The following is a 17775-nucleotide window of genomic DNA, read 5'->3' on the forward strand; positions in this document are numbered from 1 at the left end:
TTCCGCACGCAGGCGATCTATATCCGGTTTACGCCGCGCTCAAGCTTGATTACAGCTATCAGGACGATTCAACGGAAGCCGACAGCCACATGGCCGACGACCACATCCGCTACGACATTTTGGCCCAGGAGGCGTTGCGCGGCGTCATGCGCAAGGTCCTGGCCGAGGTCGCGCGCACCGGTCTCCCAGGCAACCATCACTTCTTCATCACATTTCTCACCGGCGCGCCGGGCGTGCGCGTATCTTCGCGGCTGCGCGAACGCTATCCCGAACAGATGACCATCGTTATTCAGTTCCAATATTGGGACCTGAAGGTGAGCGACACCGGCTTCGAGGTCGGGCTGTCGTTTTCCGACGTGCCGGAGAAACTGGAAATCCCGTTCTCGGCCGTACGCGGCTTTTACGATCCGTCCGTCAACTTCGAGCTCGAATTCGACGTCAAGACGGATACCCCGGCTGAACAGGAGACAAAGGCCAAGCCTGCTCCCGAGCCGCTGGCCATCGTCGCCGAGAAAAAGCCTGAGACGAAGAAGAAAACCGCTGAGGCGGAAAAGAAGCCTGCCGCGGCCGACGCCGGCGCCAAGGGGGCCGACGTGGTGTCGCTCGACGCCTTCCGCAAGAAGTGACCCGACGGGCGGCGTGACATGGCCGAGATCGTCAATCTCCGTCAGGCACGCAAGCAGAAGGCGCGAGCCGAGAAGGAGCGCCTGGCCGAACAGAACCGGGCGCTGCATGGCCGTTCCAAAACCAGCCGGGATCGCGACCGCCTGATCGCCGACAAGGCCGACAAATTCGTCGCCAGTCATCGCCGGGAAAAATCGGGCGATTCGGACAAATCCGATGCTTGAAGTGTGAGGGCGGTCGCGTGAGCCCGGTCGAAAAGCGCTCGGTCACCATTCGCGGCCACCGCACCAGCTATTCGCTCGAAAAGCCTTTTTACGACGACCTGGTCGCCATCGCGGCCGCGCGAAAATTGACGCTCGCCGCGCTTGTCGCCGAAATCGACGAGAGCCGCCCGCGCGATGCGAACCTCTCCTCGGCGCTCAGGCTCTATGTGCTGGACTGGGCCAAGCGCCGCAAGTTGTAGCCTTCAGGCAACGCTATTTTGTTTCCTGCGCCGGATACGGAAGCCCAGCAAAGCCGAGCGGTCGCGTTCTTCGGCCTGCTTCTTCGATCTGACACGCATCAGGTCCTTCCAGCCGACATAGCCCACCAGCCGCGCATTTTCTCGCGTGACGACGGGCAAATGGGACACGTTCGCCATCAGCAGCTTGTCGGAGGGGCCCTCGAGATACTCATCCGGATAGGCAACCGTCTTTGCGAAGCCGGGCTCGTCGCGAGGGACCACTACGAGGAGGACCACCGCCGCGTGCTGCTGCGGCTGACCGACCGCGCCGACGACAGTCTCGCCGATCTGTCAGCCGCTCATCTCGACGAACTCGGGCGGATCGAGCCGATGCTGAAGCGCTTGCTTGCTGGACGCGGCGCATAAGGGATGCGCCGTCACCCGCCATTCAGCGATTTTAGCAGATCGTCGATCGACGAGGGATCGAACTTGAGCTTTGGCGGGGGCGGCACTGAGGGTGGCACGTTATTTGCGGCCGGTGGCGCACGTTCTGCTTTCTGCGCTTGCTCCGCCGCGGCCTTGCGTTCGGCGTCGAGCTTTGCCTTCTCTTCCGAGGCGATCCGCAACGCCTCTTCCGCCCTCTGGCGTTGCTGTTCTTCGGCCTGCGCTGCTTCCTCGGCAGCCTGTTGCGCCGCCTCGGCTTTGGCTTCGGCATCCGCTTTGGCCTTTGCAGCCGCCTCGGCTTTCGCCCTGGCCTCGGCTTCGGCCTTCGCCGCTGCATCCGCTTTCGCCTTGGCTACAGCCTGCGCCCTGGCCTCCGCTTCGGCTTGGGCCTGCGCCTCAGCTTCGGCCTTTGCCTTGGCGTCCGCTTCAGCCTTCGCCTTGGCTTCAGCCTGCGCCCTGGCCTCCGCTTCGGCTTGGGCCTGAGCCTCGGCTTCGGCCTGTGCCTTAGCGTCCGCTTCAGCCTTCGCCTTGGCTTCAGCCTGCGCCCTCGCCTCCGCTTCGGCTTGGGCCTGCGCCTCAGCTTCGGCCTTTGCCTTGGCGTCGGCCTCGGCCTTCAGCCGCGCTGCTTCCTGTTGCCTGCGCAGTTCCTCCGCCGCTCTTTCACGCTCGGTTTGCAGGGCAGCGTAGTAGCGCACCTCACGCCGCAGCCTTTGTTTCTCGAGCAGCGCGGCTTGCATGGCTTCGACCCGCTGCTGCTCCTTTTCCAGCGCACGCTGGGTCAGGAACTGTGCCAGTGGCTCGCTGTCGAACTGCCGTTTGATGGCGCCGAACGGACCGTCGACGCTGAAATTCAAAATTGGTTCGGAGCCGACCAGCGCCTCGTCGCCGGGTCGGTAGGCGATCTCGCCCTTGGCATCGACGGTGCTGGTATTCAGATCGGCGGTGATGTCGGCGGACAGCGTCGCGCCCGGGCTTTCGAATTTGACCGGTGGCGCCCTCAGCGTGCCGCCGGCGATGGTGAAGGCAATATCGGTGTCCTGCGCCGGAAAACTTCCCGCCGCGGCGATCTGCGGCACGAAGCCGGCAGTCTTCGACGCGTCGATATCGCGCCCTATCGCGTCGGCCTTGGCGATGAATGCGCCAAAGGCATCGGGATTGAAGCCGGCAATAGTCATGCCCTTCAGCGTCGCCGTGCCGGAACCGGACAGCGCCGCGACCATCGCGTCGACCGATTTGCCGCTGGTCGAAAGCGCCGTCGAGAAATCGCCGCTTCCGCTGAAACCGGCCTCCGGCAGCACGGCTGCCAGATCGGAGCCGGCGAGTTTCATCTGACCGGAGAAAAGCCCGGTGCCGTCATTGTTCTTGAGCTCGAACAGGCCACTCAACTCGCCGCCGAGGAATTTTGCCTTGAGGTCGGAAACACGAATGCCCTCCTGGTCGAGCTGCAGCGAAAGCGCAGCGTCATAGGCGGTGGCAAGCGGGCCGGCGGCAAGCGACGCCGCCGTCAGATCGAGATCGGCGGTAAATGGCAAACTGGATTTCTGGCTGAACGGTGCCGTCGGCCAGGCCCCGTCATTGACGAGGAAGGCCTGGTCGCCGAACAGCATCATCGCCATCGGATCGAGGTCCAGCTCGTCCAGCGACAGCGCGCCGGCAAGATGCGGCAGCCCCTCCTTGACGTCGATATTTACGTCACCGGAAACCGCCGCTTCGTTGACGGCGCCGTTGAGGCCGCTCAGCACCAAAAGACCATTGCCGTAGTCGGCATCGGCAGCAAGCGACGTCGACATGCCGGTCCCCATGCCAGGCAGGCCGACGCCGGTCGTCATCAGCCATGGCTCGATGTCGGCCGTTTCCAGGCTGACCTTGCCCTTGGCGGCCGCGCCCTGAGGCGTGTCGGCAACTGTCCCGTCGAAACCAGCTTTGAAGTCGTTGCCGGCCAGGCTGAAGCGTGTCGCCAGGCCGCCGCCAAGTGTGCCTTTGGCCGAGACGTCGGTGGTCGCCTCGCCGAGCATGCCGAGTGGCAGCGCCGGCAACCCGTAAAGCGCCAGAAGTGCGGTGGCGTCGGCGTTCCGGGCATTGAAGGTCAACGTCACCGGCGCTTCGAGGGGCCGGTCGAGCGCCCCTTTGCCGGACAGCGACGCCGAAAAGGCCGAACCACCGGCCCTGCCCTGTGCGCTCATTGCCAGTCCAGTCGTACCGTCGCCATTGTCTGCGGCACTCGTGACGGCGTCGATACGCGCATCCTGGAACAGCTCCGGATAGGCAGCGGCGCGCGCCGCCAGCCCCTTCAGCACCGCATTGTCCGGATAATGCCGGACGGCGACGTCGATCAGCGGCTTGAGGTCGACGGCGACCACCGAGGCGTCGAGCTTGCCGGTCGGGCTCGCTGGGAAGTCCTTGATCCGGCCGGTGGCGCTGATAGAGGCGCCGGCAAGTCCGCCGACCGACAGGCGGTCGATCTCAAGCAGCCCGTCGCGCAATCTAAGCGCGGTGTCGACGCTATCGGCGGTCAACCCACCTGCGCTGACCGGCCCGGCCTTGATCTGGAAATCGAGGTCGCGGTCGGAAAAGCGGTTGGCGCCCTTGTCGCTGACGAAGATCGAGGCGAAGGCGGCGAGCCCATCGACGTCGAGTTCGCCACCTTCCAGTTGCATCAGCACCGATGGCCTTGTGTCTTCGGGCTGGGTGGAATCGATGCGGCCGGAGAACTTCGCCTTGCCGAGGATGAGTTCGAGATCGCTGAAGGCCTGGTGTTTTTCACTCAAATCTACTTTTGCCTTGAAGCCAGCGGCCGGCAAGCGGCGGATCGCCTCGTCGACGTCCTTCGACAGCCAGGCGGCAAAGCCGGAGGGCTGCGCCACGGCCAGAAGCAGCGATCCGGTGAATCCAAAATGATCCTCGACGCTGACCATGCCATTGGCTTCCAGCTTGGCGCGGCCGGGCAGCGTGGCGGCCAGCGATTTTACCGCCCAGCCGCCCTCGGCCGGTTCGGCGGACAGATGCACGTCGCGAATCGTCGTGTCGCCTGCCACCACCGCCGGCAGTTTCACCTCGACCGTGCCCGGTATGGTCGGCTTCGGCAGATCGAGCAGCGCCTGCTCCAGCGCCGCCACCCGCTCGGACAGCGTCAATCCGGCACTGGCCGCCGCCCCCACTGCCTCGTCGAACTGCACCTGCGCGCCATTGGCCTCGATCGAGAAATGCGGCTTCAGCCCAAGGTCGACCGCAGCCTTGCCATCGGCGGTGTAGGGATTGTCGAGCGGTCCGGTCTCGAAGCGGAATTCGTCGACGCCGAGCTCCTGGTGGTCGAGCGAAAACTTGCCGTTCAGCCTGAACCCCGGATCCGGCTTGCCGGCGCTGACTTTCACTGCCTCGCCGTCGGTGCCGCGCAACTGCGCTACAGTCTGGTCTGCGCCCGATATCTTGAACTGGCCCGAATAGACCGCGGCGCCCTCGACGAGGCCCACATTGCCGTCGGTCTCGATGACCAGCGGATAGTCATCCGGACCGGCTTTGAGCCTGAGCCGCATTTGCCCGTCCGGTTCGGCCTTGCCGGTGGAAGCGGCGATCGTGGTCCGCAACCCGTCCAGCGACAGCGAACCGTCCAGCCGCCAGGGTCCGGCCAGAGACTTGGCCGAGATCGTCGAGTTGATCTCGGAAATAAGATGGCTACGGCCGCCGGCGGCGTGGCTGAGCGCGATCTGTCCTTCCGTCACCGTCAGCTTCTCGATGGAGATCTGGCCGGGATCGAACGGCGAGGACGGCCGTATCGTCCAGTCGACCGTGCCGTCGGCGGCGATGTCGATCGTCGCCTTCGGCCGCACCAGGCGCATGTCGAAGATCAGCACCTCGCCGCGCAGGAATGGCGCGAGTTCTGCATCCATCGAAAAGGTTTCGACGGTCATCGCCGGCTGGCCGTTGGGGCCACCGGCGACGGCGACGTTGGAAAAGGTCACCGAGGGAAACGGCAGCAGCCTTGCCGTTGCATCGCCTCGCACGGTCACCTTGCGGCCAAGAACGGCGCTCGCCTCGCGTTCGAAATCGGCACGGTAACCCGTCCAGTCGACAAAGTACGGCACCACCAGCGCCGCACACAGCACCAGCACGAGAAGCCCACCGAAGATCACGAACAGGCGTGCGAGCATGAACTCCGAAGCGGTTGATTGAAAATCAGCCGCACTCTACCCGCATCAGCGTGTCGATAAAGAGGCAATTCCCGCCAGACAGGCGTCCAGGGCAAAAGAAGGCGGCCAAGAAAACTCAGCGCGCGTCGCGCTTTGCCTGCGCCACCTTTGCCGCCTGCCGCTGCCGGCCGAGTTCCATCGGCCGGATCAGATTCTCGGGCCGCCGGCTCACGATCGCGCGCATGCCTTTGTGCGCGGTGCGCGTGTTGAACTCGGGACCGTCTGCCGCAGCGCCCTGCTTCATGGACAGCGCCTTGCGTGCATTCTCGACCAGCGAAACACGCGCTGCCAACTGGCGGCGGCGTTCGGCCTCGCCATTGAGCCGCCGCATGGTCATCGCCAGAACCGCCAGCTTCAACTGCGAACCTTCATCGGCCTTCGAGGCGCCGGCGCCCTTTGGCGCACCCTTGCCGCGCATTTCGCGGCGGCGGCGATGCGCCTCGGTCTGGGCCTTGTCGCGCCGTTCCCTTAGGAGCTTGACCAGGTTGGCGAGTTCGGCGTCGGCAAGATGCTGTACCGCTGGATGGTGCGACTTCTCGACGAGAGCATGTTCGTCGGCGCTCAGCGCCCGAGCCTCTTCCTTGCGTGAAATCGCCATGACACCATTCCTCCGTCTGTGACGCCTGCCTGCCTCTCAGGTCCTTGGAGTCTCGGTCCAAATGGTGGTGCGGTCAAGCCAGGGACCATCTGGATCTTCTTCCACTATTCGGCCGGCAATATCTTGCCCGGGTTCATGATATTCAGCGGGTCGAGCGCCTGCTTGATCGTGCGCATGATGTCGACGCCATGACCGAGCTCATGCCGCAGGAAGCCGATCTTGCCCTGCCCTATGCCATGCTCACCAGTGCAGGTGCCGTCCATGGCGATGGCGCGCATATTGAGCCGCGCCACGAATTTTTCCGCCAATGCGATCTCCTTCGGGTCGTCCACGTCCATCAGCACCAATACATGGAAATTGCCGTCGCCGGCATGGCCGACGATCGGTGCGATCAGGCCCATCTCGGCGATATCCGCCTCGGTCTCGGTGACACATTCGGCAAAGCGCGAGATCGGCACGCAGACATCGGTCGACAGGCCCTTGGCGCCCGGCCGCAGCGTCAGCGATGACCAGTAGGCATCGTGCCTGGCTTTCCACAATTTTGTCCGCTCTTCGGCGATGCTGGTCCACAGGAACGGGCCGCCGCCATTTTCCTCGGCGATCATGCCGAAAGCCTCGGCCTGTTCGGCAACGCCGGCATCGCTGCCGTGGAACTCGACGAACAGGCAGGGGCTCTCCGGATAGTCGAGCTTCGAATAGGTCTTCATCGCTCGCATCTGCAGCGCATTGACCAATTCGATGCGCGCCACCGGAATGCCCATCTGGATGGTCGCGATCACCGCGTTGCAGGCCGCCTCGACGCTGGGAAACGGGCAGACGCCGCCCGAAATCGCCTGCGGAATGCCCTGCAGCTTCAAGGTCAGCTGGGTGATGATGCCAAGCGTACCTTCCGAGCCGATCAGCAGCCGCGTCAGATCATAGCCGGCCGAGCTTTTCTTGGCGCGCTTTCCGGTCGTAACCGCTTCGCCGTCGGCCATCACCGCCGTCAGTGACAGGACGTTGTCGCGCATCGTGCCGTAGCGCACGGCGTTGGTGCCCGACGCCCGTGTCGCCGCCATGCCGCCGAGCGAAGCGTTGGCGCCCGGGTCGATCGGAAAGAACAGGCCGGTGTCGCGCAGATGCCGGTTGAGGTCCTCGCGCGTCACGCCGGGCTCGACGGTGCAATCGAGGTCCTGCGGATTGACTGCAACGATACGGTTCATGCGTGACGTATCGAGCGAGATGCCGCCGCCCGGCGCATTGGTATGGCCTTCCAGCGAAGAGCCGACGCCAAAGGCGATCACCGGCACGCGATGTGCAGCGCACGCACGCACGATCTCCTGCACCTCCTCCGTCGTCTCGGCAAAGGCGACACCGTCCGGCGCCTGCGTCGGGATATAGGTCGTGGTGTGCGCGTGCTGGGCGCGGATCGCCTGGCCGGTCTGGAAGCGCTCGCCGAGCCGCTGCTTGAGGATGCCGAGCACGGCGGCAATGCCTTCCTCGTTGCGTTCGACCGGGTTGAGGTCGCTTAGAGCCATCGATTCCTCCGCGAATGGACCAGCGTCCACCCTTGTTCTGCATCTAGGGATGCGTAGTCTCACCGACCACGCTCTGTCCAGTCCACGCTCATCCCGGCATGACGAGAAGGAAGTTTCCGATGCCCATCCCCGCCCCTTTCGTCTCTCGCGCCATGGACATCGAGAAGGCCTGGATCGACTACAACGGCCATCTGAACATGGCCTATTACAACGTGCTGTTCGACCGTTGCTCCGACGAAGCCTTCGAGATGATGGGAATGGGGATGGACTATGTGAGGGAACGGCGGCTGACCATCTACACCGCGGAAGTCCATGTCTGCTACGTCCAGGAGCTGCATCTCGACCACAAGGTCACGGTCTCGTTCCAGCTCCTCGACCATGACGACAAGCGGCTGAGGGCCTATCAGGAAATCCGCCATGTCGACGGCTGGCTTGCCGCCACGTCCGAAACGCTGTCGCTGCATGTCGACATGGCTGGCCCGAAGGTGGCGCCCTTCCCCGCCGACGTCCTTGCCAGGGTGGAAGCGATGCGCGCCGCCCATGCCGCCCTGCCGATGCCGGAGCGCGCCGGCCGCTCGATCGGTATTCGTCGTAAGCCGGCTTGAACCGCAACCCAACCGCCGTTAACCTTACCGAGGTTTTAACGTGAACAAGCCGAATTGAGACGTTGAACGACTCAGCGCGGCGTTGGAAAACCATCCGCATCGAGTTGCGATACGGGCGGCGGAGCAGCAGCGGTTCGGGGAACGTGCATGAAAACCGACATCAAGGTCGAGGCGGACAGGCTGGCGGCTGACCCACGCATCACCGACTATGATTTCTGGCGCTCGCTGAAGAACCTCAACAACGAGATCTTCCACATCGCCAACAACAACGAGCCGATCCCCTTCGCCATGATCCGCTGGCGCGCCATCCTTAAGCAGGCGCGGATGAAACGCGGCCACGCCTGAAACTGTTATGATAACACCGAGCTTGCGGCACAAGAATACAGCGTTGCTTACGACAACGAATGGTCGCCAGGCAGCAAGCCACCGAATTCCGGCATCTATCGTTGCAAGAATTGCGGTGAAGAAATTGCGGCGAACAAAGAAAACGGCCAAACAAGGCGATGGATTGGAAGCTGTTTCAGCAGCCAACTACAAACAGACAATCCCTGATCCTCTAAGATTTTAGTCTTCAGGCCCGGTAAATCCACTGTTCTGGCACGCGCACCGAAATCTCCTCGCCGGCCGTGATCGTGCCGGGCTTCTCGACCCAGGCGACGAGGCCGCGCAAACGCTTCGCCGCTTTCGCGAACAGCAGCGCGCCGGCCTCGTGATCGGCCATCCCGGCATTTTCGGCGACCGATCGCCCGGCGATGCGGCAAGGCCCGTTCTGCGCGTCGATCTTGACAGTCGCGCCGCCTTTGAAGAACAGCAGCGCGCCGGACGGCAGCATCGAGAGGTGCGGCAGGCCTTCGATCAGGAGATTGGCGCCGATCCATTCCGGCTTGATCTCGGCGATGCCCATCCGTTCGGCAACGATTGCCAGTTCGTCCGCCGCGACGATCGACAATTGCCGTTCGTTGCGCATTTCGGTGCCGCGCGGATACCAGGGTTCCCGTCCGCCGGAGCGCCGCGTCGTGCCGGCGTGGAAATCGCCTTCAATGCCGTCGAAGCCAAGCTGCAACTTATCCACCGCCCGTGTCTCGAAATGATCGAATGGTGCGAGATAGAGCGAGGCCACCCTGGCGGTGAGCTTTCGCGCCGGGACGATCTCGACCGGAGTTTCGGCTTCGGGAAAAAGATCCAGCATGGGTTCGTTCCTCGCGTGATACGCGCAATTAGCCGCGGTCAGCTCATCGGGTCCAGTCGAAAGCGCTGATGCTCCGATCAAGCGGACTGATGCGACTCTGCTCGGCGCGTTCCGATGCTGGTTCCGTTCGCGCCGAAATGGTCAAAGCATGCGCAATAGCGCGCCGCCGATCGAGTAGCCGGCGCCGAAGGCGCAGAGCAGGCCGTAGTCGCCGGCCTTCATGTCGGCATGGTTCTCCGACAGGGCGATGATGGCACCGGCGGCGGCAGTATTACCGAGGCGCTCCAGCACCATCGGCGCGCGGTCATGGTCGACGTCATGGCCGAACGACAATTTCAGGATCATGGCATTCATCCGCGCATTCGCCTGATGCAGCCAGAAGCGCCGGATCGCTTGCGGTGTCAGCCCGTGTTCGGCCAGGAATTCGACGATGAACTTGTGGCCGGCGACGGTGACTTCCTTGAACACCTTGTTGCCGATCTGCTTGATCAGATTGCCTTCCAGATCGATCATGTACGGATCGTCCTGGGTGGCGCGGGTATAGTAACCGAGATTGGTGCGGATGCTGTTCGACATCTGCGTCCAGGCACGCGTGTCGAGCACCTCGAAACGCCCCGACCGCTTCTCGCCCTGGGCGAGCCCTTCGACGATCATCGACACGGACGCGTCGCCGAAGATGAAATGCGTCTGCCGGTCGCGAAAATTGAGGTGGCCCGTGATGATCTCCGGCGTCGTCACCAGTACGCGTTTATGCGCCCCTGCCCGCACCAGATTGACCGCAATGTGCAATGCGACCGCCGCCGAAGAGCAGCCAAGCCCCATGTCGAAGCCGGCGCCTCTCGTGCCCAGCGCCTGCTGCATTTCGATGGCGATAGCCGGATAGGGCCGCTGATGGTGCGAGGCCGAGCAGATCACCAGGTCGATGTCCCCAGGCTTCAGCCCGGCATGATCGAGCGCCTTGCTGGCCGAGGCGATGCCGAACTCGGCCTCCAGCGACAGCGCATCGTCGGGCCGCGCCGGGAAGCGCGGCGCCATGCGGGTCGGGTCGAGGATGCCTTCCCGTTCGATGACATGGCGGGTCTGGACGCCCGAGGCGTGGACGATGAAGGCACTGTCCGATTTCTGCAGCAGCGGCTCGCCCGAGACCTCGCGCCGGACGTTCTCCATGTCCACCCAAGTGTTGAAGCTGGCGACGAGCTCCTCATTGGTGATCGACGCGTCGGGGATTTCAACGCCGATGCCGCTGATGATGACGCGATGCATTTCCAGTTCGTCCCGTGCGCAGGCGTTGCGGCTTCATGTCGACGCCGCAAAAGCTCGGCGCAACCTCTTTTTGCACCTAGCCAGTTTATGCCGGCTTAAATCAAGTCCCTGGAACGGGTCTTTACCAGGCGCAGAGCTTGGTATTGGTCTGCGGGTTGTTCCAGCAGGCACCGTCATCATTGCTGCGCACGAATTGTCCGGGCAGCGGCACGTTGCGCTGGCCGAGATTGACATAGCCGTAGGCAAAACCCGGGTCGTCGATCTCCAGGACGTAAGTCGGATAGCCCGGCGCCGAGATGCGAAAGCTGCCGGCATCATCCAGCGCCCGATAGCTGCAGGAGAAATACCCGTCATCGCTGGTGAAGCAGCGCGCTCGCTTGGCCTGCGCCGATATCGAAAAGGCAAGCACAGCGGCCGCACAAATGCTGCCGCCGAAAATGAGCGTTTTCAGTGTCATCATCCACCCCCCATGGCCCATGAGGGCCGCCGTCCCTGCCCCAGCGAGATGCGCATGACGGCGAAAGCCGGTCAAGCATCCGCTGCTGGCTGTTTTTGGGTGTAGCTAAGAGTTTCTAAGCAGAACGCCGCGCCACGATGAAGACACGGGGAAAGCGCAGCAACACCTTGCCGCTTGCCGTTTTCGGATAGGCTTCGGCGATCCTGGCCGTGTAGCGCTTCAGGAAAAGCTGCCGCTCGCCTTCGTCGAGCGGATCGAGGAACGGCTTCAGCCCCGTCGACTTCACCCATTCGACGATCGCCTCGGCATCGGCCAGCGGATGGTTGTAGATCGTGTGCCAGATATCGAGCCGATCCGAGAATGGCGACAAAAGGTCGTAATAGAACGCGACAGGCGGCAGCGGCGCGCGGGCCGCACGCTCGAACTTTTCAGTGAACGGCATCTCGGCCGCGGTCTCCCGCATCAGCCGGTGCGAAGGCTCGCCCATATTGTCCGGCATCTGCACGGCAAGCGCGCCGCCGGGCGCCAAAAATCCTATCAGCCGCTGGAAGACAGCCGGATGCTCCGGTAGCCACTGAAACACTGCATTGGCGAAGATCACGTCGACCGGTTCGGCCGGCTGCCACGTCGCCGCGTCCGCCAAGGCAAAGGTGACGCCGGGCAGGCGCGCCTTCGCCTTCTCGATCATGTCGGGCGAGGTATCGAAGCCGCTGATCTGTGCCTGCGGCCAGCGCTCGACCAGCAATTCGGTCGAATTGCCCGGCCCACAGCCAATGTCCACCACCCGGCGCGGTTCCGGCACTGGCACCTGCGCTAGGAGGTCGCGCGCCGGCCGCGTGCGCTCATCCTCGAATTTCAGGTAGAGTGCGGCGGACCAGTCGGGTTTTGCCTTTGCCGCTATGCTGTTATTCATCGATAGATCTCGCGACGGTTGCCTATCTCCCGATCAGCACGACGAGCCGGCTGTCCTGAAACTGGGCAATGATTCTGTAGTCGCCGAGGCGAAACCGCCAAGCTTCCTTGGTCCCAGTCAGCCGTTTGGCGAGTGCTCTTGGATTGGGGTGCACAGAAACTCTTTGATACAGGAATTCTAGGACACGGCGCTAGTCCTTCGGTGAAAGCCCTTCAATGTCTTTTTCGGCTCGCGTAAACTCGACCTGCCAACTCATTCAGCGGCAGGTTTCTTGTGCCGCTCCTCGACTTCGCGAAGTTCAAGCTTCCGGATCACCTCTTCCAACGGAATGCGTACGCCGTCGTCATCCCTCAGGCGTTCCTCCGCAATCCTGGCATCCTGCCAATCCTCAATGGTTTCGAGGATCGCTTCAACTGCGACCTGATCGATCGTACGGCCGCTGGCCCTGGCAATATCGGCCAGCAGCTTCTCGGCTTTTTGCGGCAATTTGACCGTGATCATGGGCAACTCCATCCGATCAATTTAGGCCAAACGACGATCGCCCGCAACGGATCGAGACCCTACCTCGTCAGCCGCTTATACGTCATGCGGTGCGGATTGACGGCATCGGGCCCAAGCCGGCGGATCTTGTCCTGCTCGTAGTCCTCGAAATTGCCTTCGAACCATTCGACATGGCTGTCGCCCTCGAAGGCGAGGATGTGCGTCGCCAGACGATCGAGGAACATGCGATCGTGCGAGATGATGACGGCGCAGCCGGCGAAGCTCTCGAGCGCGTCTTCAAGTGCGGCCAGCGTTTCGGTATCGAGATCGTTGGTCGGCTCGTCGAGCAGCAGCACATTGCCGCCGGTCTTCAGCATCTTTGCCAGATGCACGCGGTTGCGCTGTCCGCCGGACAGGTTGCCGACCTTCTGCTGCTGATCGCCGCCGCGGAAATTGAACGACGCGCAATAGGCGCGGGTGTTGGCTTCGAACTTGCCGAGCTTGACCACTTCGGCGCCGCCCGAGATCTCTTCCCAGACGGTCTTGGTCGGGTCGAGTGCGTCGCGGCTCTGGTCGACATAACCGAGCTTGACCGTCTCGCCGACGCGGATGGTGCCGGCATCGGGCTTTTCCTGGCCGGTGATCATGCGGAACAGCGTCGTCTTGCCGGCGCCGTTCGGGCCAATGACGCCGACGATGCCGCCGGGCGGCAGCTTGAATTCGAGATCGTCGATCAAAAGCGTGTCGCCAAAGCCCTTCGACAGGTCCTCGACCTCGATCACCACATTGCCGAGCCGCTCGCCATGCGGAATGACGATCTGCGTATCGCTCGGACGCCGCTTGTCGGCCGCATCCAGCAGATCCTGGAACGCCTGGATACGGGCCTTCGACTTGGTCTGCCGGGCTTTCGGGCTGGACTGGATCCACTCGCGCTCGCGGCCGATTGCCCGCTGGCGCGCATCGTCCTCGCGGCCTTCCTGCTTGAGCCGCTTGGCCTTGGCTTCGAGATATTTGGTGTAGTTGCCTTCGTACGGGATACCGCGGCCGCGATCGAGCTCGAGGATCCAGCCGGTGACATTGTCGAGGAAGTAGCGGTCGTGGGTGATGATCATCACCGCGCCCGGATAGGCGCGCAGATGCTTTTCCAGCCACGCCGTCGTCTCGGCGTCGAGATGGTTGGTCGGCTCGTCGAGCAGCAGAAGGTCGGGCTGGCGCAGCAAGAGCTGGCAGAGCGCGACGCGACGGCGTTCGCCGCCCGACAGCTTGGTGACATCGGCCTCCTTGGGCGGGCAGCCGAGTGCCTCCATCGCCATCTCGACCTGCTGCTCGAGATCCCACAGATTGAGCCGGTCCATCTCGTCTTGCAGCTTGGCCGACTCGTCCGCCGTCTCGTCGGAATAGTTCATCATCAATTCGTTGTAGCGCTCGATGATCGCGGTCTTGGCGGCAACGCCTTCCATGACGTTTTCGAACACATTCTTGTTCGGATCGAGCGCCGGCTCCTGCGCCAGGTAACCGACGGTCGCGCCTTCGGCCAGCCAGGCCTCGCCGCTCCACTCCTTGTCGATGCCGGCCATGATCTTGAGAATCGTCGACTTGCCGGCGCCGTTGGGGCCGAGGATGCCGATCTTGGCGTCCGGGTAGAAGGACAGATGAATGTTCTCGAGCACCTTCTTGGTGCCGTAGGCCTTGTTGAGGCCGGCCATGTGATAGATGAACTGGCGTGCCACGCGCGCTTTCCCTGAAAAGTCGACTGATGTCGGATTGAATGGAAGTTGGGGGCTATGTAAGCGATGCGGCCCCGAACGGCAAACAGTTTTGGCCCCAGGCGGATTTGGTCGCACCGTAATCGCTTAGCCGCTTCATTTCGTGCCGGCGCCCGGGCGAAAGCTCGGGTTAACCATTCCGCGTCAAAACAGTGTTGGATGGGAAATCGCTGGCAGCCGCGATTTCGGGGAGAGAGATCGGGCCGTGCTGAACAGTTTCCTGCTTTTTGCCGAAGCGGTTCTCTATTTCGGCATCATGGTCACGCTTTTCCGGTTCAGGGGCCGCATCGGCCTCGGCGTCTTTGTCTGCACGCTTGGCGTTATGCATTTCCTGGAAACCTACCTCGCCAGCGTCTTCTACGTCGCGCTGCCGTTCGGCATGGTGTCGCCGGGTTCGGCTGTGCTGTTTTCCGGCAAGCTGGTCATGCTTCTCCTGCTCTACATCAAAGAGGACGCGGCAACCGTCCGCCAGCCCATCTACGGCCTGCTGCTCGGCAATGCCCTGATGATCGGGCTCGTGCTGATCCTGCGCTTGCACGACATCGCACCGCTGCCCGACGGCAAGCTTCCCGACATCGGCTTCATCGACGAGATGGGCTGGCTGATGGTGTGGGGCACTTCGCTGCTGTTCGTCGACGCCATCCTGATCATCCTGCTCTATGAAAAGCTCGGCAAATATCTGCGCAAGGCGCTTTTCACGCGCATCCTGGTCTCCGTCGCGTGCGTGCTCACCTTCGACCAGGCAGGCTTTTTCACGGCGCTGCATTTCGTCACCGGGGCGCCGGTCGCGGTGTTCTTCGGCGGCTGGTTCGCCAAGGTGGCAGCGGCCTTGGTCTACAGCACCATGCTGGTCGCCTACATCAGATGGTTCGAGGCGCGGCAGGTGCCGGCGCCGCGCGGGCTTTCCGACATTTTCGACACGCTGACCTATCGCGAGCGCTATGAGGCGCTGATCGAGCACGTCGGTCGCGACGGCCTCACCGGCCTACTGCACAGGGGTCGCTTCGACAGCGATGGCGAGGCCTCCGTGGCAACCAGCCTACGGACCGCCAAGCCGCTCAGCCTGCTGATCATCGATGTCGACCACTTCAAATCGATCAATGACCGCTTCGGCCACGCCGAGGGGGACAAGGTGCTGAAAGCCCTGGCGATTTTGCTTGGCGAACTTGTCGGGACCGAAGATCAATTGTTCAGGATCGGCGGTGAGGAATTCGCCATCCTCTGCTGGCGTCCACAGCCGCTCGCCAGACTGCTGGGCGAAACCGTCAGGCAAGCGGTCAAGACGTCTGCGAGCACCAGCCGGTTCGACATCACCGTCAGCGCCGGCATCTCGACGGTCAGCGAGACGACGCGTTGCCTTGCCGATCTCTTTGCGCTGGCCGACCAGCGTCTCTACAAGGCCAAATCGACCGGACGCGATCGCGTTGTCGGCGAACCGGGTGGCAACGAAGCAGACGGGCGCAACACATGGAACAGGCCGGAGCGCAGCGCCGGCGCGTAACTCTCACTCTGGTCTCGGATTGGCGCAATCAGGATTGTTTGCGCCGCTGCCATGCGCCGATCGCAACCGAAACCGCCATCAACCCGATCGCCAGCCATTTCATTGCCGCGATGACCGGGCCGGCATCGATGTCGTAGGCGATGAACAGAAGAATGCCCGGCACCAGCAGGCCGCAAAGCACGAGCGTGATCCGGTTGATCTGCCATGACACTTTTGCCGCAAGCATCTGGTCGCCGGGCACGGAGACAAGCGCGGCCCGCATTGCCTTCGGCGCGACCAGCGCGGTCGAGAGACGCAGCGAAATCGGCAAGCCGATGCCGATGATCAGCAAGGCGCATGCCGCCAGGAGCAGCGAAAACTTGAGCGCACTGGTTTCGGGTGGTACCGGGAACAGCAGCGTCGCCAGCGGCAGGAAGACACAGAAGGTCCCGAGCGCGGCGATGGCGATGAAGATCGCCGCGTTGACCAGCGTGAACAATTGGTAGGTGCCGCCGCCGATCGGTTTGGCCAGCGTGGTCATGCGCGCCCACTCCACTTCGGTGTAGGAAAAGCCCGGCCATTCCATATGGCCGTCTCGGATCGCCGTCATGCCCCTGGCCCAGAACGCCAGCCGCGCCAGCGCCCCGTTCGTCATGCCACTCATCGCCACCCCCTACGAATGTGTGCCTTCAAGACCATACCACCCCCGGCGCAAGGCGACAGTCGCGTTCGGCCTGTTTACTGGAACCCGACGGCGTCGACGGTACCCTTCGGACAACCCACCTTGGCTGTCGGTGCCGAGGCAAGCAGCAGCGCACCGAGCGAAGAGTTCGAAGCGATCGGGCCGGCCAGGCCGAGCGTCAGCTCGTCGATCAGCCGCCTGCCGCTCGAAGGATCGACCACGCAGGATACGCGGACCCGCTCGCCCGCGCCTTTGCCGAAGGCGCTGTCGAAGGTGCTGCGGATCTGATCGGACGTCAGCTGCTTGCCGACGTTCCTGGTGAAGAGATCGCGCACCGGCGACGCGTTCACCGCTTGCATCAGGTTCAAAGCGTCGGAGAAATACTCCTGCTGGCTCTTGCCGTAGCAGGTGCCGTGCTTGATCCATTCATGCCTTTCGAGGGCGGATGCGGTGCCCGGCATCACCTGGTCGAGTTCCGATCGCGTATTCGGGTCCAGCGTGACCGGCGGCAAATCCCGCCAATGTGCCGGATCGTCGTTCGCCTTGTCGCTTGCCGCGACCTGGCAATAGAAATTTCCATTCGGTTGCGGCCACAGCCCATGCAAGGTGAAGTGGGTCGCGTCGAAACCGGCGGCGGTCTGCGCCCGGCATTCGGTCTTGCTGGATTTGGTCTCACAGAAAGCCGGCTGCCAGCTCAGCGCGAAGACATATTCCGGCTTTCCGGACGCCGATGGCTTGTTCGGCTCGGCAGGCGCCGGTGCAGCCGGTATCGTCGACGCGCTGCCGCCCGAAACGTGACCGCAGCTGATCTTAACCCAGCGGCGCTCCGGATCGGCGCCCGGAACGCGGATGAGATAGTGCGTGGGCGCGTCCTTGTTGCCGGCCAGCAGATCGTAACTCTGGCCAGCCGCGGTCGAGACGTTGCGGGGATTCTTGCCGCTCTTGATCGCCTGCGTTGCCGGACAGGCGGCATCGGCGACGAAAGAGCCGGTCATCTTCACATCGGCCCGCGCCGCGCTTGCGCCAGCAAACGCAAGAAACACCGCCCCCCATATCGCCCAAATCCGCATTCCGGCACTCCTCGTATTCACGCCGCAAGCTAGAACTTGCGACATGTCAGAATTGCGA

At 63.1% G+C, this 17775-nt stretch carries 19 protein-coding genes; 7 read left to right on the forward strand and 12 right to left on the reverse strand.

Annotated elements, in window-relative coordinates:
• The first annotated feature begins 89 nt into the window (after window positions 1-89).
• From NKJ09_RS13890 to NKJ09_RS13900, 3 genes are read left to right on the forward strand one after another with little or no spacing between them, the layout of a single operon-like run.
• Window positions 90-626: an SspB family protein gene (locus tag NKJ09_RS13890; protein WP_023676707.1), complete on the forward strand. Its 537-nt coding sequence runs from the start codon at window positions 90-92 to the stop codon at window positions 624-626.
• A gap of 18 nt (window positions 627-644) precedes the next feature.
• A complete protein-coding gene (locus NKJ09_RS13895) occupies window positions 645-848 on the forward strand; it encodes a DUF4169 family protein (RefSeq protein WP_023720822.1) in 204 nt (67 codons plus the stop codon).
• Between the two features lie 17 nt (window positions 849-865).
• Entirely contained in the window at window positions 866-1087 is a 222-nt protein-coding gene (locus NKJ09_RS13900) for a ribbon-helix-helix domain-containing protein (protein WP_023720823.1), read from the forward strand.
• 3 nt (window positions 1088-1090) lie between these two features.
• Here NKJ09_RS13900 and NKJ09_RS13905 read toward each other — a convergent pair whose 3' ends face one another.
• Window positions 1091-1363, reverse strand: a complete 273-nt coding sequence (locus tag NKJ09_RS13905) for a CBS domain-containing protein (RefSeq protein ID WP_245278655.1) — start codon at window positions 1361-1363, stop codon at window positions 1091-1093.
• Between NKJ09_RS13905 and NKJ09_RS13910 the strand changes: the two genes are divergently transcribed.
• On the forward strand, window positions 1247-1492 hold the full coding sequence (locus NKJ09_RS13910) for a winged helix DNA-binding protein (RefSeq protein ID WP_023720825.1): 246 nt from the start codon (window positions 1247-1249) through the stop codon (window positions 1490-1492). The two genes, NKJ09_RS13905 and NKJ09_RS13910, sit on opposite strands and share 117 nt — an antisense overlap.
• A gap of 11 nt (window positions 1493-1503) precedes the next feature.
• Here the strand turns inward: NKJ09_RS13910 and NKJ09_RS13915 are convergent, their stop codons facing one another.
• The 3 genes from NKJ09_RS13915 to NKJ09_RS13925 form a co-directional block, all read right to left on the reverse strand.
• Window positions 1504-5658, reverse strand: a complete 4155-nt coding sequence (locus tag NKJ09_RS13915) for an AsmA family protein (RefSeq protein ID WP_352515710.1) — start codon at window positions 5656-5658, stop codon at window positions 1504-1506.
• Between the two features lie 115 nt (window positions 5659-5773).
• Window positions 5774-6295 (reverse strand): hypothetical protein, encoded by a 522-nt coding sequence (locus NKJ09_RS13920; protein WP_352515711.1) that lies wholly within the window; start codon window positions 6293-6295, stop codon window positions 5774-5776.
• 104 nt (window positions 6296-6399) lie between these two features.
• Window positions 6400-7812 carry an FAD-binding oxidoreductase gene (locus NKJ09_RS13925; RefSeq protein ID WP_352495169.1) on the reverse strand — a complete coding sequence of 471 codons (1413 nt, stop codon included), beginning with the start codon at window positions 7810-7812 and terminating at the stop codon, window positions 6400-6402.
• Between the two features lie 119 nt (window positions 7813-7931).
• Between NKJ09_RS13925 and NKJ09_RS13930 the strand changes: the two genes are divergently transcribed.
• Window positions 7932-8417, forward strand: a complete 486-nt coding sequence (locus NKJ09_RS13930; protein WP_352495168.1) for a thioesterase family protein — start codon at window positions 7932-7934, stop codon at window positions 8415-8417.
• 147 nt (window positions 8418-8564) lie between these two features.
• The gene (locus NKJ09_RS13935) at window positions 8565-8762 is read left to right on the forward strand and encodes a hypothetical protein (RefSeq protein ID WP_023676715.1); all 198 of its coding nucleotides are present in this window, start codon (window positions 8565-8567) and stop codon (window positions 8760-8762) included.
• Window positions 8763-8988: 226 nt separating this feature from the next.
• Here NKJ09_RS13935 and NKJ09_RS13940 read toward each other — a convergent pair whose 3' ends face one another.
• From NKJ09_RS13940 to ettA, 6 genes are all read right to left on the reverse strand, one after another.
• Window positions 8989-9606, reverse strand: coding sequence for an MOSC domain-containing protein (locus NKJ09_RS13940; RefSeq protein ID WP_352495167.1), 618 nt, complete (start codon window positions 9604-9606; stop codon window positions 8989-8991).
• Between the two features lie 141 nt (window positions 9607-9747).
• Window positions 9748-10869: a beta-ketoacyl-ACP synthase III gene (locus NKJ09_RS13945; protein WP_352495166.1), complete on the reverse strand. Its 1122-nt coding sequence runs from the start codon at window positions 10867-10869 to the stop codon at window positions 9748-9750.
• A gap of 121 nt (window positions 10870-10990) precedes the next feature.
• Complete coding sequence (locus tag NKJ09_RS13950) at window positions 10991-11326, reverse strand: hypothetical protein (protein WP_352495165.1); 336 nt, start codon at window positions 11324-11326, stop codon at window positions 10991-10993.
• Window positions 11327-11441: 115 nt separating this feature from the next.
• Complete coding sequence (gene tam, locus NKJ09_RS13955) at window positions 11442-12239, reverse strand: trans-aconitate 2-methyltransferase (protein ID WP_352495164.1); 798 nt, start codon at window positions 12237-12239, stop codon at window positions 11442-11444.
• Window positions 12240-12491: 252 nt separating this feature from the next.
• Window positions 12492-12740, reverse strand: coding sequence for a DUF6290 family protein (locus NKJ09_RS13960; protein ID WP_352495163.1), 249 nt, complete (start codon window positions 12738-12740; stop codon window positions 12492-12494).
• Window positions 12741-12799: 59 nt separating this feature from the next.
• A complete protein-coding gene (gene ettA / locus NKJ09_RS13965; protein ID WP_023720834.1) occupies window positions 12800-14449 on the reverse strand; it encodes an energy-dependent translational throttle protein EttA in 1650 nt (549 codons plus the stop codon).
• 241 nt (window positions 14450-14690) lie between these two features.
• Between ettA and NKJ09_RS13970 the strand changes: the two genes are divergently transcribed.
• Entirely contained in the window at window positions 14691-15986 is a 1296-nt protein-coding gene (locus tag NKJ09_RS13970) for a GGDEF domain-containing protein (RefSeq protein ID WP_352515712.1), read from the forward strand.
• A gap of 28 nt (window positions 15987-16014) precedes the next feature.
• Here the strand turns inward: NKJ09_RS13970 and NKJ09_RS13975 are convergent, their stop codons facing one another.
• Together NKJ09_RS13975 and NKJ09_RS13980 are read right to left on the reverse strand one after the other, a co-directional pair.
• Window positions 16015-16629 (reverse strand): hypothetical protein, encoded by a 615-nt coding sequence (locus NKJ09_RS13975; RefSeq protein ID WP_352495161.1) that lies wholly within the window; start codon window positions 16627-16629, stop codon window positions 16015-16017.
• 74 nt (window positions 16630-16703) lie between these two features.
• Window positions 16704-17717 carry a ribonuclease T2 family protein gene (locus tag NKJ09_RS13980; protein ID WP_352495160.1) on the reverse strand — a complete coding sequence of 338 codons (1014 nt, stop codon included), beginning with the start codon at window positions 17715-17717 and terminating at the stop codon, window positions 16704-16706.
• Between the last annotated feature and the right edge of the window lie 58 nt (window positions 17718-17775).

Source organism: Mesorhizobium sp. M0189, from assembly GCF_040322135.1.
In the GTDB taxonomy this organism is placed as follows: Bacteria; Pseudomonadota; Alphaproteobacteria; order Rhizobiales; family Rhizobiaceae; genus Mesorhizobium.